The organism is Mesorhizobium sp. USDA 4413 (genome assembly GCF_056280365.1).
In genome coordinates this window covers 6293482-6316743 of sequence record NZ_JBVPRP010000001.1, presented here as the reverse complement: position 1 = coordinate 6316743, position 23262 = coordinate 6293482, and the positions used below count along the sequence as shown (strand labels likewise).

25 protein-coding genes, 1 tRNA gene and 1 pseudogene are annotated in these 23262 nt (G+C 64.4%); 15 read left to right on the top strand and 12 right to left on the bottom strand.

Annotated features, from left to right (window positions below):
- Positions 1 to 34 precede the first annotated feature (34 nt).
- From ACVMIM_RS30740 to ACVMIM_RS30730, 3 genes are all read left to right on the top strand, one after another.
- Complete coding sequence (locus ACVMIM_RS30740) at positions 35 to 1891, top strand: peptidoglycan L,D-endopeptidase MepK (RefSeq protein ID WP_476116585.1); 1857 nt, start codon at positions 35 to 37, stop codon at positions 1889 to 1891.
- A 91-nt stretch (positions 1892 to 1982) separates the two neighbouring features.
- A tRNA-Gln gene (locus ACVMIM_RS30735) sits at positions 1983 to 2054 on the top strand.
- A gap of 127 nt (positions 2055 to 2181) precedes the next feature.
- Positions 2182 to 2358 carry a hypothetical protein gene (locus tag ACVMIM_RS30730; RefSeq protein ID WP_198540251.1) on the top strand — a complete coding sequence of 59 codons (177 nt, stop codon included), beginning with the start codon at positions 2182 to 2184 and terminating at the stop codon, positions 2356 to 2358.
- A 154-nt stretch (positions 2359 to 2512) separates the two neighbouring features.
- Here the strand turns inward: ACVMIM_RS30730 and ACVMIM_RS30725 are convergent, their stop codons facing one another.
- Entirely contained in the window at positions 2513 to 3406 is an 894-nt protein-coding gene (locus ACVMIM_RS30725) for an AraC family transcriptional regulator (RefSeq protein WP_040997715.1), read from the bottom strand.
- A 216-nt stretch (positions 3407 to 3622) separates the two neighbouring features.
- On the opposite strand from ACVMIM_RS30725, the pseudogene ACVMIM_RS30720 reads away from it, so the two are divergent.
- Positions 3623 to 4362, top strand: a pseudogene (locus ACVMIM_RS30720) (SDR family NAD(P)-dependent oxidoreductase).
- A gap of 9 nt (positions 4363 to 4371) precedes the next feature.
- Here ACVMIM_RS30720 and ACVMIM_RS30715 read toward each other — a convergent pair.
- A complete protein-coding gene (locus ACVMIM_RS30715; RefSeq protein ID WP_476116583.1) occupies positions 4372 to 5010 on the bottom strand; it encodes a 2-dehydro-3-deoxy-phosphogluconate aldolase in 639 nt (212 codons plus the stop codon).
- Positions 5011 to 5157: 147 nt separating this feature from the next.
- Between ACVMIM_RS30715 and trhO the strand changes: the two genes are divergently transcribed.
- The 3 genes from trhO to ACVMIM_RS30700 all read left to right on the top strand — a co-directional run bounded on the left by trhO (position 5158) and on the right by ACVMIM_RS30700 (position 7942).
- Entirely contained in the window at positions 5158 to 6087 is a 930-nt protein-coding gene (gene trhO, locus ACVMIM_RS30710) for an oxygen-dependent tRNA uridine(34) hydroxylase TrhO (RefSeq protein ID WP_476116581.1), read from the top strand.
- Positions 6088 to 6207: 120 nt separating this feature from the next.
- Positions 6208 to 6939: a tellurite resistance TerB family protein gene (locus ACVMIM_RS30705; RefSeq protein WP_476116579.1), complete on the top strand. Its 732-nt coding sequence runs from the start codon at positions 6208 to 6210 to the stop codon at positions 6937 to 6939.
- Positions 6940 to 7180: 241 nt separating this feature from the next.
- Positions 7181 to 7942 carry an SDR family oxidoreductase gene (locus tag ACVMIM_RS30700; protein WP_476116577.1) on the top strand — a complete coding sequence of 254 codons (762 nt, stop codon included), beginning with the start codon at positions 7181 to 7183 and terminating at the stop codon, positions 7940 to 7942.
- Positions 7943 to 7954: 12 nt separating this feature from the next.
- Here the strand turns inward: ACVMIM_RS30700 and ACVMIM_RS30695 are convergent, their stop codons facing one another.
- Positions 7955 to 9139, bottom strand: a complete 1185-nt coding sequence (locus ACVMIM_RS30695) for a pyridoxal phosphate-dependent aminotransferase (RefSeq protein WP_476116575.1) — start codon at positions 9137 to 9139, stop codon at positions 7955 to 7957.
- 82 nt (positions 9140 to 9221) lie between these two features.
- Between ACVMIM_RS30695 and ACVMIM_RS30690 the strand changes: the two genes are divergently transcribed.
- Genes ACVMIM_RS30690 through denD form a run of 4 tightly spaced genes read left to right on the top strand, consistent with a single transcriptional unit; the run spans position 9222 to position 12192 of the window.
- Complete coding sequence (locus ACVMIM_RS30690; RefSeq protein WP_040997707.1) at positions 9222 to 9908, top strand: GNAT family N-acetyltransferase; 687 nt, start codon at positions 9222 to 9224, stop codon at positions 9906 to 9908.
- 53 nt (positions 9909 to 9961) lie between these two features.
- The gene (locus ACVMIM_RS30685; protein WP_476116573.1) at positions 9962 to 10957 is read left to right on the top strand and encodes a cation diffusion facilitator family transporter; all 996 of its coding nucleotides are present in this window, start codon (positions 9962 to 9964) and stop codon (positions 10955 to 10957) included.
- 51 nt (positions 10958 to 11008) lie between these two features.
- Positions 11009 to 11215, top strand: a complete 207-nt coding sequence (locus tag ACVMIM_RS30680) for a hypothetical protein (RefSeq protein WP_476116571.1) — start codon at positions 11009 to 11011, stop codon at positions 11213 to 11215.
- 2 nt (positions 11216 to 11217) lie between these two features.
- Positions 11218 to 12192, top strand: a complete 975-nt coding sequence (denD, locus tag ACVMIM_RS30675; protein ID WP_476116569.1) for a D-erythronate dehydrogenase — start codon at positions 11218 to 11220, stop codon at positions 12190 to 12192.
- 6 nt (positions 12193 to 12198) lie between these two features.
- Here denD and ACVMIM_RS30670 read toward each other — a convergent pair whose 3' ends face one another.
- The 4 genes from ACVMIM_RS30670 to ACVMIM_RS30655 all read right to left on the bottom strand — a co-directional run bounded on the left by ACVMIM_RS30670 (position 12199) and on the right by ACVMIM_RS30655 (position 16450).
- A complete protein-coding gene (locus ACVMIM_RS30670) occupies positions 12199 to 13362 on the bottom strand; it encodes a nickel/cobalt transporter (protein ID WP_476116567.1) in 1164 nt (387 codons plus the stop codon).
- Between the two features lie 103 nt (positions 13363 to 13465).
- Entirely contained in the window at positions 13466 to 14134 is a 669-nt protein-coding gene (locus ACVMIM_RS30665) for a DUF1007 family protein (protein ID WP_278049168.1), read from the bottom strand.
- Between the two features lie 217 nt (positions 14135 to 14351).
- A complete protein-coding gene (locus ACVMIM_RS30660) occupies positions 14352 to 15251 on the bottom strand; it encodes a LysR family transcriptional regulator (RefSeq protein WP_040997168.1) in 900 nt (299 codons plus the stop codon).
- 2 nt (positions 15252 to 15253) lie between these two features.
- Positions 15254 to 16450, bottom strand: a complete 1197-nt coding sequence (locus tag ACVMIM_RS30655; RefSeq protein ID WP_476116564.1) for an amidase — start codon at positions 16448 to 16450, stop codon at positions 15254 to 15256.
- A 542-nt stretch (positions 16451 to 16992) separates the two neighbouring features.
- Here ACVMIM_RS30655 and odc2 point away from each other — a divergent pair.
- Both odc2 and ACVMIM_RS30645 read left to right on the top strand, forming a co-directional pair.
- Complete coding sequence (gene odc2, locus ACVMIM_RS30650; protein ID WP_476116562.1) at positions 16993 to 18126, top strand: ornithine/lysine decarboxylase; 1134 nt, start codon at positions 16993 to 16995, stop codon at positions 18124 to 18126.
- Positions 18127 to 18470: 344 nt separating this feature from the next.
- Positions 18471 to 18995, top strand: coding sequence for a GNAT family N-acetyltransferase (locus ACVMIM_RS30645; RefSeq protein WP_476117431.1), 525 nt, complete (start codon positions 18471 to 18473; stop codon positions 18993 to 18995).
- Between the two features lie 112 nt (positions 18996 to 19107).
- Here the strand turns inward: ACVMIM_RS30645 and ACVMIM_RS30640 are convergent, their stop codons facing one another.
- The 4 genes from ACVMIM_RS30640 to ACVMIM_RS30625 form a co-directional block, all read right to left on the bottom strand.
- Positions 19108 to 19392 carry an SCP2 sterol-binding domain-containing protein gene (locus ACVMIM_RS30640; RefSeq protein WP_040997164.1) on the bottom strand — a complete coding sequence of 95 codons (285 nt, stop codon included), beginning with the start codon at positions 19390 to 19392 and terminating at the stop codon, positions 19108 to 19110.
- A gap of 190 nt (positions 19393 to 19582) precedes the next feature.
- Entirely contained in the window at positions 19583 to 20107 is a 525-nt protein-coding gene (locus ACVMIM_RS30635) for a hypothetical protein (RefSeq protein WP_040997162.1), read from the bottom strand.
- 55 nt (positions 20108 to 20162) lie between these two features.
- Entirely contained in the window at positions 20163 to 20582 is a 420-nt protein-coding gene (locus ACVMIM_RS30630) for a hypothetical protein (protein WP_476116560.1), read from the bottom strand.
- 8 nt (positions 20583 to 20590) lie between these two features.
- A complete protein-coding gene (locus ACVMIM_RS30625) occupies positions 20591 to 21130 on the bottom strand; it encodes a rod-binding protein (RefSeq protein WP_476117429.1) in 540 nt (179 codons plus the stop codon).
- Positions 21131 to 21212: 82 nt separating this feature from the next.
- Between ACVMIM_RS30625 and ACVMIM_RS30620 the strand changes: the two genes are divergently transcribed.
- Both ACVMIM_RS30620 and ACVMIM_RS30615 read left to right on the top strand, forming a co-directional pair.
- Positions 21213 to 21371 (top strand): hypothetical protein, encoded by a 159-nt coding sequence (locus tag ACVMIM_RS30620; protein WP_476116559.1) that lies wholly within the window; start codon positions 21213 to 21215, stop codon positions 21369 to 21371.
- Positions 21372 to 21465: 94 nt separating this feature from the next.
- Positions 21466 to 22845, top strand: coding sequence for a pyridoxal phosphate-dependent decarboxylase family protein (locus tag ACVMIM_RS30615; RefSeq protein WP_476116557.1), 1380 nt, complete (start codon positions 21466 to 21468; stop codon positions 22843 to 22845).
- Positions 22846 to 22877: 32 nt separating this feature from the next.
- On the opposite strand, the gene ACVMIM_RS30610 is transcribed toward ACVMIM_RS30615, so the two are convergent.
- A complete protein-coding gene (locus ACVMIM_RS30610; protein ID WP_476116556.1) occupies positions 22878 to 23261 on the bottom strand; it encodes a hypothetical protein in 384 nt (127 codons plus the stop codon).
- Position 23262 lies beyond the last annotated feature (1 nt).

Sequence of the window (23262 nt, the reverse complement as noted above, 5' to 3'; positions counted from 1 at the left end):
AATCGAACGACACAAAAACGGGCGGCATTTTGACATGAGCGTCTGGCCAAGGTGGCTGACGTTCCTGATTCTCGCCGTCGGGTTCCTGTCCGCGGCAATGTCGGGCGCCAGGGCGGAAATCCGGTCGCTCAAGCTTTATCACCTGCACACTCATGAGAAGGCCGAGATCGTCTACAAGCGCAACGGGCGCTACGATCCGGAAGGCCTGCGCAAGATCAACATCATCCTGCGCGACTGGCGCCGCAACGAGCCGACCAAGATGGATCCGCGGCTGCTCGACCTTGTCTGGGAAGCCTATCGCGAAAGCGGCGCGACCGATTATATCCAGGTCGTCTGCGGCTATCGTTCGCCGTCGACCAACGCGATGCTGCGCTCGCGCAGCCGCGGCGTCGCCGAGAAGAGCCAGCACATGCTGGGTAAGGCGATGGACTTCTACATTCCCGGCGTGCCGCTGAAGAAGCTGCGCAATATCGGGCTCAAGATGCAGGGCGGCGGCGTCGGCTATTATCCGACCTCCGGCTCGCCTTTCGTGCATATGGATGTCGGCAATGTGCGCCACTGGCCGGGCATCAGCCGTCAGGAACTGGTCAGCCTGTTCCCCAACGGCAAGACGCTGCATGTACCGAGCGACGGCAAGCCGCTGCCTGGCTATCAGCAGGCGCTGGCGGCTTATCAGGCTCGTAAGGGCGCCGGCACGCCCAATATCGAGCTGGCCAGCGCCGGTGGCTCGACCAAGCGGTCCGGCGGCCTGTTCGCCTGGTTCCGCGGCGGCGGTGCCGACGAGGCCGATGACGAGGCCGATGACAGCGCCCCGGCGCCTCAGCAGAAAGCTGTAAAGCAGGTCCAGGTCGCGAGCGCCGCCACGGCCCGCACCAGCAGTCTTTCGGGTATCGCGATCGTCGCGCCGAAGGACGCCAAGCGCGCCAATATCCCGCAGATCGCGGATGACGGCGCCGACGATTCGCAGCCGCAGCAGAATACGCCCGAAACGATCATTGCCGCGCTGCCGCCCAAAGAAATCCCGCTGCCCGACTTCGCGCCGCGTCCGAAGGTCGATGTGGGCCAGCAGGCGCCGCAGAACGTGCCGTTCGCCATGGCGGATGCCTCGGCGACGACCGGGCAGGCGGTTTCGACGGCACAGGCGCCGGTGCCCGACAAGGTTCCGTTCGGCGCAGCCAGCGCCGCCGAGGCCGCGAGCACCGATCCCGCGCAGGTGGCGGTCAACAATATCCCGCTGCCGACCAGGCGCCCCGACCGCTCGACACCGGCCGAACTGGCGCCGAAGGACAAGAACGTGCTCCTGGCGCTGGCCGAAACGGCTTCGCAGGACAAGAGCGCGACCGACGCGTTCTCCGTGCTGCCGACCGCACGGCCGCAGCCCGCCAAGCAGGATGAGGTCAAAGCTGTTCTCGAACAGGCCAATGCGACCGTCGAGACCGATGGCGGCGGTGCCGAATACCAGCTCGCGTCGCTGACCGAGCCGGAGCCGCGCTCTGCCTTCAACGATCCGTCAGGCGTCGATGCGGCCTCGCCGCGCAAAGCCATCGCAGCCCTGCCGGCCGGGACCGATCCCGCGCAGGCGATCGGCGGCGGTGTCAAGACGACGGCCAAGGAAGACAGGGCGTCCGCCCACGATCTGAAGCCAGGACCCAAGGCCATGGTGGTGGCGGCACCGCCGCAAGCCGCACGCTGGGCGCTGGGCAGCGGTGTCAACATCGCCTCGGTTTCTGACCCGACGACGGCGCCGCGCTATGCCTATAACATCGTGCACACGCCGCCGAGCGAAGTGTACACGGCCGGCTTCCAGACGGATGGCCAGGTGCCGGACGCAAGCCGTTTCACCGGCAACGCGGTGAAGTTCCTCTCGGTCGCGCGCTTCCAAACGAAATAGGCGAGCCTGCCCGGCCGCCGCAAAGCCGCGCTGGCCCGCCAGCGCGGCTTTTGTTCTGTGGCGCATCGGTGTTTTGGCTCGTCCGCACTTTTCCCGCTTCGTCCAATGGTAGGACAGTGCCGTTTGAAGGCGTGAGATCGCGGTTCGAATCCATGAGCGGGACCAGACATGGCAATGCCTCAGTCGGCGTTCCGTGCGTGCATCTTCACGCCTGGCTGAACTTACCGTGAGGTTGGAACGCCGCGTCCAATGATTGGTTGAAACGGGTTCGTTCCAAACTGAGGATGTTCATGAAGAAGATTGTATTGGCGTCAGTTCTGGCGCTGGCTGCGGCATCGGCTGTCGTCGCTCCCTCGCAAGCCGAAACCGTCATCGTCAAGACCGGAAAGCATCATTGCGCGACCAAGCTGGTGACGCATTGGCGCCACCATCACAAGGTGGTCGAGAAGGTCAGGGTCTGCAGATAGTTGCGTTCAAGACTACCCCGGCCGGCGCAAGCCGGCCGGTTTTTTAAAGCATGTCTCCCGAAAGTGGGAACCGGTTTCGGGACAAAGACATGCGTAGAATGAAAAACCTAAAGCGCAGGGAGCGAATCCGAAAGATCGCGACGCGCTTTAGTGCTCAGTCAACGTCCAGCGTGGCCGCTTCGCCTTTGGCCAGAAGCCGCGCGGCGTCACGCGCCGGAGGCAATCCGAACTGGCGCGCATATTCGCGGCTGAACTGGGAAGCGCTTTCGTAGCCGACGGTGAAGGCAACCTGCGCGGCGCTGCCGGGCTGCGCGATCAGCAGATGGCGCGCTTCCAGCAGGCGGAGCTGCTTCTGATACTGGATCGGGCTCATCGCCGTCGCCGCCTTGAAATGACGATGAAAGGCGGCATTGCTCATATGTGACAGCTCCGCCAGTTGCGTCACATCGATCGGCTCGTTGTAATGCGCGCGGATCCAGGCCGTGGCACGGCGGATCCGTGAAAGGCGCCCGTCGGCGCGCGCGAGCTGACGCAGCTTCTCGCCCTGCGGGCCTTGCAACAGTCTGAACGCGATCTCCCGTTCGAGCATCGGCGCGAGAACAGGAATCTCTGCCGGCCTGTCGAGGAGCCGCAGCATCCGGCACCACGCATCGAGCAGCAAGTCATCGACTTGATCGGTCACGAAGCGATCGCTGTCGATCGCCGGCTTGTGGTCGATGAGCAGGCCAGCGATCAACTCGGTATCGATCGAGAAGGCGATGGCCATGTAAGGCTGCGCGGCGCTCGCCTCGATCAGCTGGCTGGTGGCGGGCGTTTCAACCGCGTAGACGAAATAGCTGCCGGCGCTGTAGGCAAGCGTGCGGTCGCCGATCAGCACCGTTTTGGTTCCCTGCAGAACGAACAGCGTGGTCGGCTGGCAAAGCTCGGGCAACGGCGGCGTCGGAACTTCGCTGCGGCCGATCGTAACGCGCGGGATAGCCGTGTTCGTGCGCCGCCCGCGCGCATGCCGGCCGGCAATCGCAATCAATTCCTGAAGCGCTTCATTCATCATTTCAGCATTGCCGATCCATTGCCGCCAAGCAACCAAGCGAGGCGGTTACGTGCACCTGGGTCACGCGAAGATGCGCACCTGGGTGACGCGAGGACGCGCACCTGGGTGACGCGAAGACGCACCTGAGAGGATTAGGCAAGAGCATGAGAGCTTCCGGCGCGCGAAGCGGACCAACTCACGCCATCTCTAGGTCATCGAAGAGGAGACGTGGACATGACGACACAACGGAATGCGCTGGTGACCGGCGCCAACAAGGGCATAGGCCACGAGACCGTCCGGCGGCTGGCGGCATTGGGTTACAAGGTTTGGCTGGGCGCGCGCGACGCAGAGCGTGGCGAGACCGCCGCGCAGGCGTTGCGCGGCGAAGCGCTTGACGTCGAGTGGCTCGAGCTCGATGTCGTCAGCGACCACAGCGTGGCGGCCGCGGCCAAAGCCGTCGCAGCGCGGACGCCCCGCCTGGACGTGCTGGTCAACAATGCCGGCATCGCTCCCGGCTATGTCGAGGGGCTTGGCCCGAACGGCCGCTATCAACGGCCGCCGAGCCGCGAGGGTGTCGTGGATATGAAAGCCACCTATGACGTCAACGTCTTCGGTCCGGTGCGGGTCACCCAGGCATTTCTGCCGCTGCTCCTGGCATCGCCCGCTTCCCGCATTGTCATGGTGAGCAGCTATCTCGGATCGCTGGCGCGCGCGGCCGGCAACAGCCAGTCGCCCAATGTCATGGGCTATGGCAGTTCGAAGACGGCGCTCAACGCCGTGACACTGGCCTTCGCCAGGGAACTCGCGCCGCGCGGCATCATGGTCAATGCGGCGGCTCCCGGCTACACCGCGACGGACCTCGAGGCGGCCGTACGGTGCAGCAGGCGGCAGAGATCATCGTGCGGCTGGCGACGCTGGAGCCAGGCGGACCGACAGGCGGCTATTTCGATGAGAACGGCGCGCTGCCCTGGTGAAAGCGCTGATTACTTCTTGAGCTTGCTCGCCTCACGCGCCAGCGCTTCGATCTCGTCCCATTTGCCGGCCTTGATGAGATCGTCCGGCGCCACCCAGGAGCCGCCGACGCAGATGACGTTGGGCAGGGTCAGATAGTCGGCGGCGTTTTTGCCGGTGATACCGCCGGTCGGGCAGAATTTCACGTCCGCCAGCGGCGAGGCGAAGGCTTTCAGCGAAGCGATGCCGCCGGACTGCTCGGCCGGGAAGAATTTCAGGAAGCGCAGTCCGGCCTCACGCGCGGCCATGATCTCGCCGGGCGTGATGGCGCCGGGCAGCAGTGGCACCGGGCTGTCCTTGGCCGCGTCAAGAAGCTGGCTGGTTATGCCGGGGCTGACGATGAATTTCGAGCCGGCGTGAGCTGCCTCGTCGAATTGCCTGGCATCGAGAATGGTGCCGGCGCCGACGACTGCTTCCTCGACTTCTGCCGCGACGCGCCGGATCGCTTCCAGCGCGTCGGCCGTGCGCAGCGTGATCTCGATGGCCCGCAAGCCGCCGCGCGACAAAGCGCGGGCGAGCGGCACGGCATCGGCGACATTGGCGATCTTGAGCACCGGGATAACCGGCTGACCGTTGAGGAGCGACAGGAGCTTTTCGGTCTTGCTGGTCATGTGCTGGTCTCCATTTCGATCATTTTAAACCGATTAGCAGAAGGGCCTGCTCAAGTCCACGAAGCCCGGCGTGTCGCGATGTCACGTCGTCATGCGACGGCAGTGTCTGCCTTGAAACGGCTTTCACCACGGTCTAGTGGCATGGCCATGACAATTGCGAAGGAAATCCAGCCCGTCCGCGTCGCCGCGCTCTATAAATTCGCCCGGCTCGACGGATACGAGGCGATGCGCGCGCCGCTCGCCGCTTTCTGTTGCGGGCGCGGCATCAAGGGCACGCTGCTTCTGGCGCATGAAGGCATCAACGGCACCGTCGCCGGCAGCGAGGAAGCGATTGCCGCGCTGATCGATCACCTCGAGGCCCTCGAAGGTCTAGCCGGGCTGGAAGTCAAATACAGCAGCGCCGCCGAGATGCCGTTCCACCGCATGAAGGTGCGGTTGAAGCGCGAGATCGTCACCATGGGCGTCGAGGATATCGACCCTGCGACCAGCGCCGGGACCTATGTCGCGCCGGCCGACTGGAACGCGCTGATCTCGGATGCCGACACCGTCGTCATCGATACGCGCAACGCTTACGAGGTCTCGCTCGGCACCTTCAAGGGCGCGGTCGATCCCAAGACGAGCAGCTTCCGCGAGTTCCCGGCCTGGGTGGAAGGGCACCGTGAGGAGCTCGAAGGCCGCAAGGTGGCGATGTTCTGCACCGGCGGCATTCGCTGCGAGAAGGCGACGGCCTATGTGAAGTCGCTCGGCCTCCAAAACGTCTTCCATCTCAAGGGCGGCATCCTGAAATATCTTGAAGAGGTGCCGGCCGAGGACAGCCTGTGGCAAGGCGAATGTTTCGTCTTCGACGAGCGGGTATCCGTCTCGCATGGACTGACCGAGGGCGAGGCGGAGCTCTGCCGCGCTTGCCGGTACCCTCTGACGGTCGAGGACCGGCTGTCGCCGAAATACACAATTGGCGTTTCATGCCCGCATTGCTTTGCAACGCGGTCCGATGCGGATCGCGAGCGCTACGCAGAACGCCATCGTCAGGTCGAACTTGCGCAAGCGCGCGGCGGCAAGCGCCATATTGGCAATTAGAGCGGCCAGCCCCGCGACCGAAAAGCCCCCGTCATTGTAATGTCAAAGCGCGAGGCCTACCTCTTGCCGGTCCGAAACTTTGCCCGCGCGCATTCGGCCGGGCCAATTCTGGAGGCATTGATGCTCGACCCCAAGAAGCTGCTCGACGACCTTCTCGGCTCGCAAATCCCTGGGACCGGCTCGACCGTCCGCGACAAGGCCGGGCAGGCGGTGCAGATGGCGAAGGACAATCCGCTGGCCGCCGGCGCGCTGGCCGCGGTGCTGCTCGGCACGGGCACAGGCCGGCAGGTAACGGGCGCGGCCATCAAGCTCGGCGGTCTGGCCGCCATCGGCGGTCTCGCCTACAAGGCCTATCAGAATTACAAGGCCGGCAACGAGCCGGCGCAGGCGCCCGCATCTGGCGAGCCGGAGCTGCTGCCGCCGCCGGCCGATTCCGCCTTCGACCCCGCGCAGGCGCCGCAGGGCGAGGCCGAGTTCACGCTGACCCTGGTCAGGGCGATGATCTCGGCGGCGAAGGCCGACGGCCATGTCGACAACGAAGAACGCAAGAAGATCGCCGACAAGCTCAAGCTCGCCGGCATCGGCGCGGAAGCGGAAAAGTTCCTGCTCGCCGAGCTGGAAAGCCCGCTCGATCTCGACACGCTGGTCGCCGGCGCCAAGACCGATGCGCAGAAGCTCGAGCTCTACACTGCCTCGCGGCTGACCATCGATCCCAACACGCGCGCCGAGCGCGGCTATCTCGACCTGCTCGCCGGCCGCCTCGGCCTGCCGGACGCGCTGGTCGATCATGTCGAGGCGACGGTTTCGGCGGCAAAGGTGCCGGCCGGCAGCGCGCCTAGTTCGTCGTGGTGAATCAGCGTTGGTAAACAACGCTGCGCACCGCCTTGCCGGTGGTTAATATTTCGTTAACTCAGCAAGCGCATCATTCTAAACAGTCGGACCGGCTTTTCCTCCTCCCAAGCGCGGTTCAGATCGGGGCGGTCGCCAATGGCCGCCCTTTTTGTTGGCCTCCATTTTATCGCCAACACCGGCTTGCCATGACCCCCGGCATTTGCGATGCCACGTCTTTCCATGCACGACCGGGAGGACGGCGATGACAGCCATACCAGAGAAGACCGCCATCGTTACCGGCGCCGGCACCGGCATCGGCAAGAGCGTCGCCACGGCGCTGCTCCAGGCGGGCTGGAACACCGTGTTCTGCGGCCGCCGCAAGACGCTGCTGGAAGAGGCGATCGCCGATGGGGGTAAGACGCAGGCCAAGGCATTGGCCGTCGCCTGCGACATCAGCAAGGCGGAGGAAGTCGACGACATGTTCGAGACCGTGCTCGAGGCCTTCGGCCGCGTCGACCTGCTCTTCAACAATGCCGGCATGGGTTACAAGTCGACGCTGATCGACGAGATCCCGGTCGAGGTCTGGAACGATGTCGTCGGCGTCAACCTCACCGGCTCGTTCCTGTGCGCCCGCGCGGCCTTCGGCGCCATGCGAAGGCAGAAGCCGATGGGTGGCCGCATCATCAACAACGGCTCAGTGTCGGCCTATGCGCCGCGCCCCGGCTCAGCGCCCTACACGGCGACCAAGCACGCGATCACCGGGCTCACCAAGACGCTGGCGCTCGATGGCCGGCCCTTCGACATCGCCTGCGGCCAGATCGACATCGGCAATGCGCTGACCGAGATGGCGCAGCCGATGACGGTCGGCGTGCCGCAGGCCAACGGCTCGATCGCCGCCGAGGCGGTGATGGACGTGCAGCGCGTCGCCGACGCGGTGCTGCATATGGCGAGCCTGCCGCTCGACGCCAACGTGCTGTTCATGACCGTGATGGCGACGAAGATGCCGTTTGTCGGGCGCGGGTGAGCGCCTGACGGATCACTTCTTCAGAAACGTCTCGATCCGCTCCAGCGCGCGCAGGATGTTCTCCTCGGAATTGGCATAGGAAAGGCGAATATAACCTTCGCCGAGCACGCCGAAGTCGGGGCCGCCGATGAGCGCCACGCCGGCATCCTCGAGCAGCGCCGAGGCAAGCTTCTTCGCCTTCCAGCCGGTCTTCGAGACGTTGGGGAAGGCGTAGAAGGCGCCCTTCGGCGTGACGCAGGAAATGCCGGGGAGCGCATTCAGCCCTTCGACCACGATCTTCCTGCGGTTGTCGAAAGCGCGCATCATTTTCTCGACATCGTCCTGCGGGCCGTCAATCGCCGCGATGCCGGCGAACTGGCTCGGCGCGTTGACGCAGGACCAGCAATTGACGGCCAACTTGCGCACCTTGTCATAGAGATGCGCGCCCTTGTCGCCGTTTGGCCAGATCGACCAGCCCATGCGCCAGCCGGTCATCGCCCAGGTCTTCGACCAGCCGTTGAGCACGATCAGCCTGTCGCGGATTTCGGGGAAGTTGAGCAGCGAGCAGTGGGTCTCGCCGTCATAGGTCATGACGTCGTAGATCTCGTCCGACATGACGGCGACCTCAGGGTGCTTCTCCAGGCCCTTGACCAGCTTCTCGATCTCGGCGCGAGGTGTCACGCCACCGGTCGGATTGGCGGGCGAGTTGAGGATGAGCAGCCTCGTCCTGGGCGTGATCAGCGCCAGCGTCTCGTCGGCCGAGAAGGCAAAGCCGTTCTCCTCACGGATCGGCACCGGCACCGGCGTCGCGCCGGTGAACTCGATCATCGAGCGATAGATCGGAAAGCCGGGATCGGGGTAGAGGATCTCCGTGCCGGCCTCGCCGAACATCAGGATCGCGGCGAACATGGTCGGCTTGCCGCCGGGCAGGATCATCACATTCTCGGGCGACACCTCGACGCCGGTGGTAGTCAGCGTGCGGCGCACCACGGCCTCGCGGGTGGCCAAGAGGCCGTTTGCCGGCGTATAGCCATGATGGCCGTCGCGCAGCGCCTTGATCGCCGCCTCGACGATGTGCTGCGGCGTCTTGAAGTCGGGCTGGCCGATGCCGAGGTTGATGATGTCGCGGCCCTGATGGGCAAGCGCGGTGGCCCTGGCCAGCACCGCGAAGGCGTTTTCCTCGCCGAGACGGTCGAAGGCCGCGATGGTGTGGAGCATTTTTCCCGTCCCTGTGGTTCTTTCTGTGAGCGAGCGTTTTTGTGACCGTCCGCTGGAAAAAGTCAACGGATTGGAGTGGCCGGTGTCGGAAGATCTGAAGAATTGGCAGCCGCGCCCGCGGCCGGAACGCAAGGCGATCGAGGGACGCACCGTCAGGCTCGAGCCGCTGAGCGCGGCAAAGCATGGCGACGGACTCTACGAGGCCTCCTCGGTTTCCGATGCCGACGGACGTTTCGCCTGGCTGCCCGACTACCCGCCGGAAACCCGCGCCGCCTTCCAGCCTTGGCTCGACAAGGCGGAAGCGAGCGAGGATCCGCTGTTCTTCACGGTTATCGACAAGGCAAGCGGCAAGATCGCCGGACGGCAGACGCTGATGCGCATCGACGCCAACAATGGCGTCGGCGAAATCGGCAACATCTATTGGGGTCCGCTGGTCTCGCGCAAGCCGGCTGCGACCGAGGCGCAGTTCCTGTTCGCGAAATATCTTTTCGACGATCTCGGCTACCGCCGTTACGAGTGGAAATGCAACAACCGCAACGAACCCTCGAAGCGCGCCGCCGAGCGTTTCGGCTTCAAGTTCGAAGGCATCTTTCGCCAGCACCTTGTGGTCAAGGGTGAAAACCGCGATACGGCGTGGTATTCGATCATCGACAAGGAATGGCCGGCCTTGCGCAAAGCCTATGAAGGCTGGCTCGATCCGGCGAATTTCGACAGTGAAGGCGGCCAGAAGCGGCGGCTTGAGGATTTTCGCGCCGATTTCGGCGCATAGACCACGATTTCCGGAAGCGGGAAACCGCTTGCCGGCAAGACAGGAGTTCGGCAATGGCGCATGACCACGCTTCGCACGATCATGGCCCGGCCGGTCACAGCCATGGCCCTGGCCATGTGCATGGGTCGACCGACAAGAAGCGGGTCCTGATCGCGGCCTGCCTGACTGGCGGCTTCATGGTTGCCGAGGCGCTCGGCGGTCTGCTCACCGGCTCGCTGGCGCTGCTTGCGGATGCTGGGCATATGCTCGCCGATTCGATCGCGCTCGGCCTTGCCTGGTATGCCTTCCACCTGACAGGGCGTCCGGCCACCGGCCGGCTCACCTATGGCTTCGCCCGCGTGAAGACGCTGGTCGCCTACACCAACGGCATCGCCATCTTCGCCATCGCGCTCTGGATCGTCTACGAAGCCTGGGGGCGGCTGATGAACCCGGCGCCGGTGCTCGGCGGGCCGATGCTGGTGGTGGCGGTCGCAGGCCTGCTGGTCAACGTCGCCTCCTTCTTCGTGCTGCATGGCGGAGACCGCGAGAGCCTGAACATGCGCGGCGCCATCCTGCATGTGCTGGGCGACCTGCTGGGTTCCGCGGCGGCGATCGCCGCCGCCATCATCATCGTGGCGACGGGGTGGACGCCGATCGATCCGATCCTCTCCGTCCTGGTGTCGCTGTTGATCCTGTCGACGGCATGGTCGCTGATGCGCGAGGCGGCCCATGTCCTGCTCGAAGGCGTGCCGGCAAGCCTCGACCGCGACCTGATCGCCAAGGACATCGAAGGCGCGGTTAAGGGCGTGCGCGAGGTGCATCATATACATGTATGGTCGCTCGACGGGACCTCGAACATGGCGACGCTGCATGCCTGCCTGAATGACGGCGTCGATCCGCATGTCGCGGTGAGCGCCATCAAAAAACGGCTTGCGGTCAAACACGGCATCGATCATGCCACGGTCGAGCCCGAGTTCGGACAATGCGCCGACAGCCATGATGAGCATGACCATCCCCACGATCTCGACCATGCGCATGGCGCGCCCGCCGACCGCCGGCATTATCACTGATCCTGCCGTGACGATGAAACCGAACAGCCTCGAAACGAGGACCGCCCGCTGATGGACCGCGAGACAAAGAACGCGGCGATCTCCGCGGCGGTGATATTGCTGCTGTTCGGCCTCGCCGCCTATTTCCTGCCGGCCATCATGCTGGCCGCGGGCAAGGTGTCGACGGTGCTGGCGGCCGTTATCGCCGCGGTCTTCATGGTCGGGCTGTTCGTCGTCCTGTGGCTGCGCGGACGCAGCCAACGCAAGAAAGGTCTCTGAACATGAGAATACTGATCACGGGCGCGGCCGGCATGGTCGGCCGCAAGCTCATAGCGCGGCTCGCCAGGGACGGCGCCTTGCGCGGCCGCAAAATTACGGCGCTGGACCTGCATGACATCGTGGCGCCACAGGCGCCGGCGCTCGCGGGTGTCGATGTCTCGACCCACACCGGCGATCTATCCGCGCCCGGCGCCATGGCAACCCTCGTGGCTCCGCGGCCGGATGTGATCTTCCATCTGGCGGGCATCGTCTCGGGCGAGGCGGAAGCCAATTTCGATCTGGGCTACAGGGTCAATCTCGACGGTACGCGCGCGCTGTTCGACGCGGTGCGCCTGGGGGCCTTTGCGCCGCGCCTCGTCTTCACCTCGTCGATCGCCGTGTTCGGCGCGCCGTTCCCGGACGTCATTCCGGACGAATTCCATCCGACGCCGCTCACGTCATATGGCACGCAGAAGCAGATGAGCGAAGCGCTGCTTGCCGACTATACGAGGCGCGGCTTCTTCGACGGCATCGGCATCCGGCTGCCGACGATCTGCGTGCGCCCCGGCAAGCCGAACAAGGCGGCGTCGAGCTTCTTCTCCGGCATCATCCGCGAGCCGCTTGCCGGGCAGGAGGCGATCCTGCCGGTGCCGCGCTCGGTGCTGCACACACATGCCAGCCCACGCTCGGCGGTGAATTTCCTCATCCATGCGGCCGAAATCGACGGCGACAAGGTCGGTCCGCGCCGCAACCTCACAATGCCGGGCGTCGCCGTCACCGTCGGTGAGCAGATCGAGGCGCTGGAGCGCATAGCCGGCGCCGAGGTCGCGAAGCGGATCCGCGAGCAGCCCGACGAGACGATCTGGGCGATCGTCAAGGGCTGGCCGACGCGTTTCGAGGCGAGGCGGGCGAGGGACCTCGGCTTCGCCGCTGAGAAGAGCTTTGACGAGATCATCCGCGCGCATATCGAGGATGAGCTTGGTGGGAAGATCGCCTGACAGGGTTCAGGCGCCGCCCGACAGGCTGGCCGACAGAAGCAGCAGTCCGACCAGGAAGATGAAGGCGGCGCCGCCGATCTCGACGATGGAATGGATGCGGTTGCCGATGCGTCCGTCGCCGGCGAAATAGACGGCCCAGTTCTTGGCCGTCACGGCGATCGTCGCCAGCGCCGAGACGGTGATCGCGGTACCGATCGACATCGCCAGCACCGACAGCAGCCCGCCCACCCATAGTCCATTGAGCAGCGCGAAGCTCAGCACGATCAGCGCGCCGGAGCAGGGGCGAATGCCGACGGCGGCCACTGCCGACCAGGCGGTCCTCCAGTCGAAGCGGTCACCCGACAGCATCGCCGGATCCGGCGCATGCGAGTGGCCACAGGTCTCGCAGACTTCGCCCGGGCCATGGTCGTGGTGGCCATGACCGTGCGCGGCGTGATGGTAGTGCTCATGCGCGTCATGATCGTGCGCATGGGCATGCGAATGGTCATGATGATCATGATCGTCATGCACGTGCAGGGCGTGGGAATGCGCGCGGCCTGCATGGCAATGCTGGCCATGCGCATGGCCAGCATGGGCAGCCGACAGGCTGTAAGCAGGCGTCCTGCTGAACAGGCGCAGCACCGACGGGCCGAGCTTGCGCCACAAAAGCCAGGCGCCGAACAGCGTCACCAGCACATAGCTCGAGATTTCGAGGAACCAGGCCGCGTCGGTCATCGAGATGGCGGTGCCGCGCAGCGCGAAATAGGCAAGCATCATGACGACAACCGCCGTCAGGCCCTGCAGCAGCGCCGAGACGAAGGAAAGCATGATGCCGCGCCTCAGCGCCACTTCGTTGGCGACCATGTAGGACGAGATCACCGCCTTGCCGTGGCCGGGGCCGGCGGCGTGGAAGATGCCGTAGGCGAAGGACAGCGCAATCAAAAGCCAGAGCTTGCTGCCGTCCTGGCGCATCGCCTTCATGGCGGCGGCCAGCGAATGATAGAATTCCTGCTGCCGGAGATTGATCCACATCAGGATATGGGCGAACGGACCCGTGGTGGTCGGCGCCATGCCGTCATTGGTGCCGATGCCGAGCGAGCTTTGTGCATGCGCCACGACAGGCCAATGGGTGATCACCAGAGTGGCTGCCAGCAGGCCGAGGGCGAAGCGGATATTCGTGGGGTGCCCCACAAATATCCGCTTGGATTCCCTTGTCTGTCGCGGGTTCGGATCGCAAAGCCGCGGGATACTTTTGCGGAACCTGCTTGCGCGCAGCGACGGTTTCATCACCAAATTATCCTTCCGGCGGGCAGTTCAGCTCGAGCTTGGTGGCGAAGATCTTGCTCATGTCGGTGCCTGTCGGATCGTTGAAGAATGCGTCCGTCAGGGTCTTCTGGTTTTCCTTGATCGCCTCGTCCGGATCGGGCCGGATGACCTTCTTGGTGCAGGTCGAGGGCAAGCCTTCGACGGTGAGGTTGGCGTCGTCGGTGAAGTCGATCGCGGTGTAGAAGGTCGGATCGTAGACCCCGATGTCGATCTTGCCAGTGAGCTTGATCGGCGTCTTCGGCTGCGACTCGAACAGGATGATCAGCTGGTCGTTGTCGAAATTCGCCATCAGATGCGGCGGCGGCACCATGGGCACGTCCTTGCCGTCCTGGGTGACGAGCTGGAAATAGTTGAACTCGGCCAGCGAGGAATGGACGGTGTCGGCCACTTCCTTGAGCTCTTTGTCGTCAAGTTTCAGATCGGAGTTCTTGTCGAACTCCATCATCACTGTACTCGAAAACAGGTCGTCGAAGCGCCAAAGGTGGCGCAGCGCCGTCACACTTTGGTGATCCTGGCTGAGGATGACGTCGAGCCGGGCTTCGGCGAAGACATGTGGATGGACTTCAGCCTGCTCGACCGAGGCCAACGTGGCCGCAAGGGCCGAAGCCAGCATGGTTGCTTGCCGTTTCAGATGCATTCCGTGCCGCGATTCCATTGACTTAGAGCGGTTCTGCGTTCCACGCTGACCCGCTCCAACTATTTGTTTTGCGCAATTCCGGACGGAAAACCGCTACGCACTTTTCCTGGAATTGCTCTCGGGAGCGAGCCCGAGGGTTGATATAAAGCGGGCGAAATTGGGACGCCCGCCTCAGCTTCATCTTGATGCGCGCCGCTGCATGGGGACGGATGGCACATCAGGCGGTGTCGCGTGTCCTGAACCAGTGCACCAGGAAGTCGACGAAGACGCGAACCTTGGCCGGCAGATAACGCCGGTGCGGATAGACGGCGAAGATGCCGGTGCCCGACAGGATGCGGTCGTCGAGCGCGGTGACCAGCCTGCCGGATGCGACATCGGGGGCGGCGATGAAATCCGGCAGCATGGCAAAGCCTAGGCCGGAAAGCGCGGCCGCTCTAGCCACGATCGGGCTGTTGACCTCGATCGGACCCGAAACGGCGACGCTGATGGAGTCCTCGCCCTCACCCTTGAAGCGCCAGTTGGACAGCGAGCGGCCGTTGGTGTCGACGATGCAGGGCATATTGGCGAGGTCCTGCGGCCGCGTCGGCGCGCCATGCTTGGCGATCAGCTCCGGCGAAGCGCAAAGCCTGACCGAAAACGGCGCCAGCCGCCTGGCGATCAGCGAGGAGTTCTCCAGCCGCGAGATGCGTACGGCAAGGTCGAAGCCTTCCTCGACCAGGTCGACGAAGCGGTCGTCGAGATGGATGTCGAGCACGATGTCGGGATGCTGCCTGGTGAAGTCGACCAGCGATTGGCCGATCGGCGCATCGGCGAAGGTGCGGGCGGCCGACAGCTTGATCCTGCCGCGGACGTCGCCGGAAGACTGGCGCACAGCCTCGGCGAGGCTGTCGACCTCGCGCACGATCTCGGAGGCGCGCTGATAATAGGTGTGGCCGGCTTCGGTCAGCGAGAACTGGCGCGTGGTGCGGTTCAAGAGCAGCGCGCCGAGCTCGTCCTCCAATTCGCGCACATATTTCGACAAGAGCGCCTTGGAGCGGCCGATCTTGCGCGCCGCGGCCGAAAAGCCTTCCGCCTCGACCACGTCGATGAAGGCGCGCATACGGGTCAATGTATCCATGGTCAGACCTTTCGTGCCGCGTCGAGAATCCTGCGGCCGAGCCGTATCAGGGCAACGTCGCTGCCGGAAGGGCCGAGCAGCGAAAGACCGAAGGGCGCGCCCTCGACCGAGCCGATCGGCAAGGTGATCTGCGGAAAGCCCGAAAGGCCGGAAAGGCACAGGAGATGCAGCGCCCTTTCGCGATAGGCCTGGAACTGTTCCGGCGTGCTGGCGGCAAGCGGTGCCGCGCCGGGAACGGTCGGCAGCACCAGAAAGCCGTTGTTGCCGAGCAGCGCTCCAAGCTCGGCCCGGAACGCCAGGCGGCGCGCGGCTTCGGTGGCCGCGGTCTTGGCGTCGATTGTGCGGCCGAAGCCGAAACGCCCCTCGACGCCTGGGCTGAGGCGGCCGCCGGCCGAAATCCAGGGGCCATGCTCGCGCCAGGCCTCCAGAGCCTGCAAGCGGCGAAAGCACCAGTAAAGCTCGTCGGGCAACGAGGCGAAGGCGTATTCGGTCTCCACCGGCTGGCCGATGACGCCGGCCGCCAACGCCTTCACGCGCGCATATTCGGCGGCTTCCGTCGGACCCATGACAAAGGCGTCCAGCCAGCGGATCGACAGCGGACGATTGAGCGGGTGCTGGTGCGGGTCACGGCCGAGCAGCAGCTTGCCGACCGCTTCATAGGTCTCGATGTCATCGGCGAACCAGCCGAAAGTGTCGAAACTGGATGCCAGCTTCATCGCGCCGTCGAGCGAGATGCGGCCATGGGTGGTGCGCAGCCCGATCAGGCCGCAGAAGCTTGCCGGCGCGCGAATCGAGCCGCCGGTATCAGAGCCCGTGGCGATGTTCGCCAGCCCGCCGGCGACCGCAGCGGCCGAGCCCGAGGAGGAGCCGCCGGTGACGCGGTCGGGCGCGGCGGGATTGACCGGGAAGGGGAAATGCGCGTTCTGGCCGAATAGCGAGAAGGCCAATTCATCGGTCTGGGTCTTGCCGACGAATCGCGCGCCGGCATCGAGGATCGTCTGCACCGCTTGCGCCGTGCGCGAGGCGGCATGCGTCTCCTCGTATTTTTGCGGGTTGCCGCAGCCGGTGCGGTAGCCGGCGACGTCATAGATGTCCTTGACGGCCAGATGCAGGCCGGCGAGCGGGCCCAATTCCGCATTTGCGACAGGTATTTGGTGCAGATCGAGGAAGGCGTTCAGCGGTCCTTGAGTTCCTGGCATCGTTCGATTTCCGGATACGGTGCGACCAACATTGTTCGATGCCGGAAATTTTACAACCGGGGCTTACGATTTTTATTGATTGTGAAAGCCTTCGCTCTTATATCGCGCTTGCCCAAAGTCGCACGTGCCTGTGGGTGTCCGCCGATCCTCGAATGGTGAGGGCAATCGGTAAGGTAACTGGAGCCAACCCCTCCAGTCGGTCAGTGGCCAACCACAAGACCGAGGACACCTTGAAGCAACGACGGTGCGGGCCTTTCTGGTTCTCTTCCGGTCGTCCAAAGACCGGGGTTACTAAAGAGGCACACCTTCATTGCCGGCAGTGCGGACGGGGTCTCCCATCCAAGCCAAGGCAGACAAAGCGAACCGAGGCCGGGCAAGGCCAAGGTTCACCGCCGCGAGACGGCATTTCATGGTTCCGGGGTCTCCACCGGCTGGTTCCATGGATTTGACGTCCCGCCTTTGTCCACCGCGAGTTCGCGAGGCTGAGCGCCCGCGTTCCGCAGCCTTTGTGCGCGCCGAAAGGCGCCAATGGAGAGACCTCGATGGCCACTCAGCGCATCCTTGATTTCCTCGCCACCCGACGTCCGAACGGCCCTTGCCTCGTCGTCGACCTCGATGTCGTGCGCGACAATTTCCGCGCCTTCGAGAAGGCGCTGCCTGATTCCAAGATCTATTATGCGGTGAAAGCAAACCCGGCGCCGGAAATCCTGCGCCTCCTTGCTGCGATGGGCTCGTCCTTCGACACCGCATCGGTTGCCGAGGTTGAGATGGCGATGGATGCCGGCGCGCCGGCCGATCGCATTTCCTTCGGCAACACCATCAAGAAGGAGCGTGACATCGCACGCGCCTACCAGTTCGGCATTCGCCTTTACGCGGTGGACTGCGTCGAGGAGGTCGAGAAGATCGCCCGTGTCGCTCCCGGCTCGCGCGTGTTCTGCCGCGTGCTGACCGACGGAGAAGGCGCCGAGTGGCCGCTGTCGCGCAAGTTCGGCTGCGTGCCCAAGATGGCCGTCGACGTGCTGCGCCATGCCAAGGGGCTCGGCCTCGACGCCTATGGCGTGTCGTTCCATGTCGGCTCGCAGCAGACCGACCTTTCAGCCTGGGACCGCGCCCTGGGCGACGCCAAGAAGGTGTTCGCGACGCTCGCCGAGGAAGGCATCGTGCTCAAGATGGTCAATATGGGCGGCGGCTTCCCGACCCGTTACCTGAAGGACGTGCCGGCGGCGCAGGCCTATGGCCAGGCGATCTTCTCGGCGCTGCGCAAGCATTTCGGCAACGCGCTGCCCGAGACGATCATCGAGCCGGGCCGCGGCATGGTCGGCAATGCCGGCGTCATCAAGTCGGAAGTCGTGCTGATCTCGAAGAAGGCCGACAACGACAATGTGCGCTGGGTGTTCCTCGACATCGGCAAGTTCGGCGGTCTCGCCGAGACGATGGACGAGGCGATCCGCTACCCGATCGTCACCCGCCATGACGGCTCGGAAACCGCGCCTTGCGTGCTTGCCGGCCCGACCTGTGATTCGGCTGACGTGATGTACGAGAAGACACCTTATCCGCTGCCCTTGTCGCTGACCATCGGCGACGAAGTGCTGATCGAAGGCACCGGAGCCTACACGACCACCTACTCGGCGGTCGCCTTCAACGGTTTCGAGCCTCTCCGATCCTACGTGATCTGAGCAGTTCGCAAGAACCGCTCGGATCAACCGGCGCGGGCGCCTGTCGCCCGCCCGGGCTCGCTTGTGGAACAGATCTCCGCTCGTGAAGGATCGCGGATATGGAATACCTGACCAAATCGGCCCTGGCGGCCACCGAAATTGCCCCCTCGTCCGGACCGTGGGCTGAGCTTTTCTCCGCGGGAGAGAAGAGCCCGATTGCGGCGGTGCTTCGTGGTGCATTTTCTTACGGCGAACCGGTTTCCACTTCGCCTGAAAATGCGCTGGCGCCCTCCCTTGCCCACCGGGCACAGGCTGGCTCGCGCGACGCGCCGGACGAGGGGGCCGCCCAGGCGCCGGCCTTCGTCATCGTCGGCGAAGGCGCGGGCGACATCGCTGCACGCGAAGCGCTGCTCGACCGCGCCATGGGGCTGAAGCGCAAAAAGAAATCGTCCGAGAAGCTGCGGCGCGGCCGCCGGCCTTCGGAAGGCCTGGCCTTCGTCGCCCGCGATGCCTCGGGTGCGGTCGTCGGCACGGTGCGGCTTTGGGATGTCAGGCTGGGCGAGGGCGGTCCGGCGGCGCTTCTGCTCGGCCCGCTCGCGGTCGAGCCGGGCTTGAAGAGCGGCGGCATCGGCTCTGCGCTGATGCGGCATGCCATTGCCGAAGCCGCGCGGCTCGGCCATGGCGCGATCCTGCTCGTCGGCGATGCGCCCTACTATGGACGGTTCGGCTTCTCGGCCGACCGCACCGGGGCGCTTGCCATGCCTGGCCCCTATGAGCAGCATCGGCTTCTGGCGAGGGAGCTGAAGGAAGGCGCGCTGGACGGCGCCAAAGGCACGATCAAGGCCGCCGGCCGCAAGATCAAAGGGCAGGCGCCGGGCTTCGTCGCCTGAAGCTTTTGGTGCAATTCCGGACGGAAACCGCTACGCACTTTCCTGGAGTTGCTCCAGGCTCGACAAAAGCAAGAACGCCGCCCATCGGGCGGCGTTTTTGTTTTGCGAAGGATCAGCCGAGCAGCTGGCTGAGCGCCATTGCGACCGTCATGTCGCCCTCGACCTTGAGCTTGCCGGCCATGAAGGCCATGGTCGGGTTGAGGTCGCCCGCGATCAGCGAATCCAGATCGTCGAGCGAGAGCTTGACGGTGCAGTCGGTCGGCGCGTCGGTGGTAGAGACCGTCGCGCCGTCGATGACGATGACGCCGTCGCTGCCGGTGTCGAACTTGACCGAATGCTCGAAACCCGCGCTTGCCACGCGCGACCTGATCTTGTCGGCAATCTCCTGAACGCCCATGGCGGTTCTCCTCGTTGGTTGCATTGACGCGCACCGGCCTGTCGAGCCGCTGGCGAGGTCGGCGCGCCGCGCCCAAGCGGTCGCCTTTCACGGCGCATATAGCTTCGAGTTGACGTAAACGTCAACGCGGTCACCATGCGTCATGTCGCATCACGGGCAAGCGGGTAGCCTTCGGCTACTCCTGAAGCGATCAATGTGCTGCCTGGAAAGGCTTGGTCATCGCCGCCGCGGTTTCGCCGGCATTCTTGCGACGGCGAAGCGCGTTGTCGCGGATATCGTCCTTGGAAAGGAAGTTGACCTGGTCGATCAACACCTCGTGCACCAGCTCGACGCCGACACGGGTGTTGATGGTGTCGCGGATCGACTTGCGGAAAGCGTCGAGATCGATCGATTCCTTCTTGGTGAAATCGATCTGCGGGTTGGAATAGAGATAGGAATAGACCTGATCGGTCATCAGCGCCTGCGCCGGGACCGACAGTTTCTTTATCTGTTCCGGCTCCACCGTGTAGACGAGCTTGGTGAGGAAGTAGCCGTCGATCGAGCCGTCGCGCAGCAGCGGCACCGAGATCATGTCGGTCTTGACGTAGTCGAGACCGCCCAGCATCGGCTTCGGCGGTTCGGCCGCCCCGCGCTGGCCGGCCGCCTGGAACGAATAGAAGACCGCGCCGAGCGTCACGGCGCAGATCCACAGCGCGGCGGCGATGAATTTTATCATGTTTTCTTGGCTTCGAGCATGATCTTGTCCGAAAACCGGCTTCCACTTTTCGGGATCATGCTCGGGCCACCCCGAACTCGCCGGCCGAATAGGTGCCGTCGGTATCGGCGCGCTGGATGGCATTCCTCAGAAGCGTGGCGACCTCGTTGACGGCGTTGAGATGGGCAAGGATCGCCGCCTCGTTCTTCGCCAGCTTCTGGCGCAGCCGCAGCAGGCCTTCCTTATGCTGCTCGAGGAATTCGATCTCGTTGGCGCCCTTTAAGGCGCGGTTGAGCTCGTAGAGATACCGGCTTTTGCGCGCGTTCGAGGCCTTGAGGTCATAGGCCGTTCCGCTGCGGATACCGGCGGTCTCCTCGTCCACGACTTCCTCGATGCGGCCGATGATGGCGGCGAGGTTGCCGGGTCGTGCGGCGGCGGGCGCCTCCATTGCGTTGGTACGCGCGGGAAGGTTGGAAAGGTCCGTTTGGTCGGCCATGTAGGTCCCTAGATCTTGATGTCCGTTTTTATGGTTGTGTCGTCGCCGGTCATCGACCGTGCGGCCTTGCGCTCAAGCTCCTCGACCATCGAGGTCGAAAGCCTGGTCTGCTGGTCGATCTCGGCTTTCTGCGGTCCGCCGGCGACCGGGCCGACCGGCACCTTGTGCTTGCCGTCGAGATAGTGGTCGGCAAGCATCGATTTGGCGATGCCGATACCGCCATGCGCGGCCATGACATCGGCCACTTTTTCGGCGAGCTGCGACTTCCACATGTCGCCGGCCAGGCCCTTGCCGTAAACGCCCTCGGTATCCTTGGGCATCATGTTCTGGATGAAGGCCGTCAGCACCATCGCCTCGAAGCGCTGGAATTTCTTCGCCGGATTGGCGGCTTCCGCCTTGTCGGCCGCGGCGCGCGATAGGATGGAGCCGGCATCGACCGTCGCGGATGGATCGATAGAGAACGCACCCGGCGCACCACCCGCGCGTTTAAGGAGTGCCGCCCGCGCGGCCTCGATATCGGCCGGCTCCGCTGCGCGGGCAACGTCCATGACGATGTCGCTGGGTGGGGAAATGGCCAAGAAAGTCCGCCCTTTGCCGGTTTTGTCATCCGCACAATGACTGAACAAGCTTGTGGCAGGCTTGCGATATCGGATGATGGCGGCGGCGCTGCAGGCCGGCGTCGATGTCGATGTCGGCAGGGCCAGCCGCCTCGGCCTCAGCTATGAGGGTCAGTTCGCCTCGGGTGCGATGGAGAACGCCTTCAAGGCTAGCTTCTCGACGCGGTTCTGATGCAAGGCACCCTGCTGGCCGCGCCCCCAAGTCTTGTTGCGGTTTGGCTGACGTCTTAACCTGCACCTTCGAGCCCCTGGGCGAGGAGGTCGACATGCGCGCGCTAGAAATTTCCAACCGTGAGTTGGTGGCCTTCATGACGGAGGCGACAGATTTCGCCGTCGATTACTGGGCTTCACTGGAGGAGCGGCCGTCCTATCCCTCGACCAGCGGGTCGGCGACGGCGCAGCTCTTCGATCGGCCATGGACGAATGAGGGGCGAGGGAGAAAAGTTCTGGACGATCTCAAGGTGATTGCCGAGCATGTCCGGCCGTGCACCGGCCGTTTCTTCGGCTACGTTGCCGGCTCCGGCGAGCCGGTCGGAGCCGTCGGCGACTTTCTCACATCGGTTCTCAATCAGAACAGCACGTCGTGGCGTTCGGCTCCCGCCGCGGTCACCATCGAGCGCGCGGTAATCGGATGGCTCGCAGAGGCGATCGGATGCGACGGTTTTGCGGGAAGTCTTTGCGGCGGCGGTTCGATGGCCAACCTGATGGGGTTGGCGATGGCGCGGGAAGAAATGCTCGCCGCCAACGAGGAGGGGGCTCGGCCCGGCGTGGTCTACGCATCCGAACAAGTGCATATGTCGATCCCCAAAGCCATAGCGCTGCTAGGCCTGGGCCGCAGCAATCTTCGCTTGATCCCGGTCGACGAGGATTTTCGTTTGCGGACCGACGCGCTCGAAGCAGCCATCGCCAGCGATCGGAAGTCCGGGAAGGCCCCGGTGGCGATCGTGGCCAGCGTGGGTACGGTGGCTACCGGCGCGATCGATCCGTTGCCGGACATCGCGAAAATCGCAGAGTCCGAAGGAATCTGGCTCCATGTCGACGGTGCTTTCGGCGCGATGGCGGCGCTGGCGGTTCCGGAGAAGTTCGAAGGATTGAACCTTGCCGACTCCATTTCCCTCGACGCGCACAAATGGCTCTATCAACCCATCGACTGCGGTTGCCTGCTTTATCGCAATCGCGACGCGGCGCGGAAAACCTTCTCCCACAGCGGGGATTATGTCAGGGTTTTCAATCATGACCCTGGCGAGGCCTTCGCCTTCTTCGAGGAATCTATCGAGCTTTCCCGCCGGTTTCGCGCACTCAAGCTCTGGATGTCGCTGCAATATCACGGGCGCGAGGCCTATCGCGAGGCTATCTCGCGCGATCTGCGGCACGCGCGGCTGCTTGCCGACGCCATAAGGGCGCGTCCTGAATTGGAAGTGCTCGCACCCGTGCCCCTCAGCGCCGTGTGCTTCCGCCACCGCGCCAAAAGCAACGAAGCCATCCTGCAGCGCTTGATCGCACGCGGGCGGGTGTATCTTTCCAACGCCACGATCAACGGCCATTTCGCGTTGCGCGCCTGCTTCGTCAATCATCGGACCGAGCCGGAGAACGTGCACGAGATCGTTTCCGAAGTGATCGCCGCCGCCGCCGAACTCAATGCGTGAGGCGCCGTTGAGGCGACCGTGCGCCGTCGTGCTCACCCATCCTCGCGCTTCTGCGTGATGAGATCGAGCCGCTCGCGGTCGGAACGCTCGCGCTCGTCGCGGCGGCGCACATCCTTGTAGGCGCGCTCGACCATGTTGGTGCGGGCCGTGGCGGTGGCGATCAGAGACGCTTCCTGGCGGGCCTTCTCAAGGTTCTGTTCCTGGCGGCTGAGCGCGTCGGTGATGCGGCGATGGTAGAGCGCGGGGAACAGGCCGGCCAGCGAACTGTCGTCCTCGAAGCGCTCGACCAGGTCCCTGGCCTCCGCTTCCGCCTTGACGGCGGCGGCGAGGAAGCCGGCATGGCGGGTCTCGTGCAGCGCCTTCAACTGCTCCTGCACTTTGACCAGTTTCTTCAGGCGTTCCTTGCGCGTGGTCATG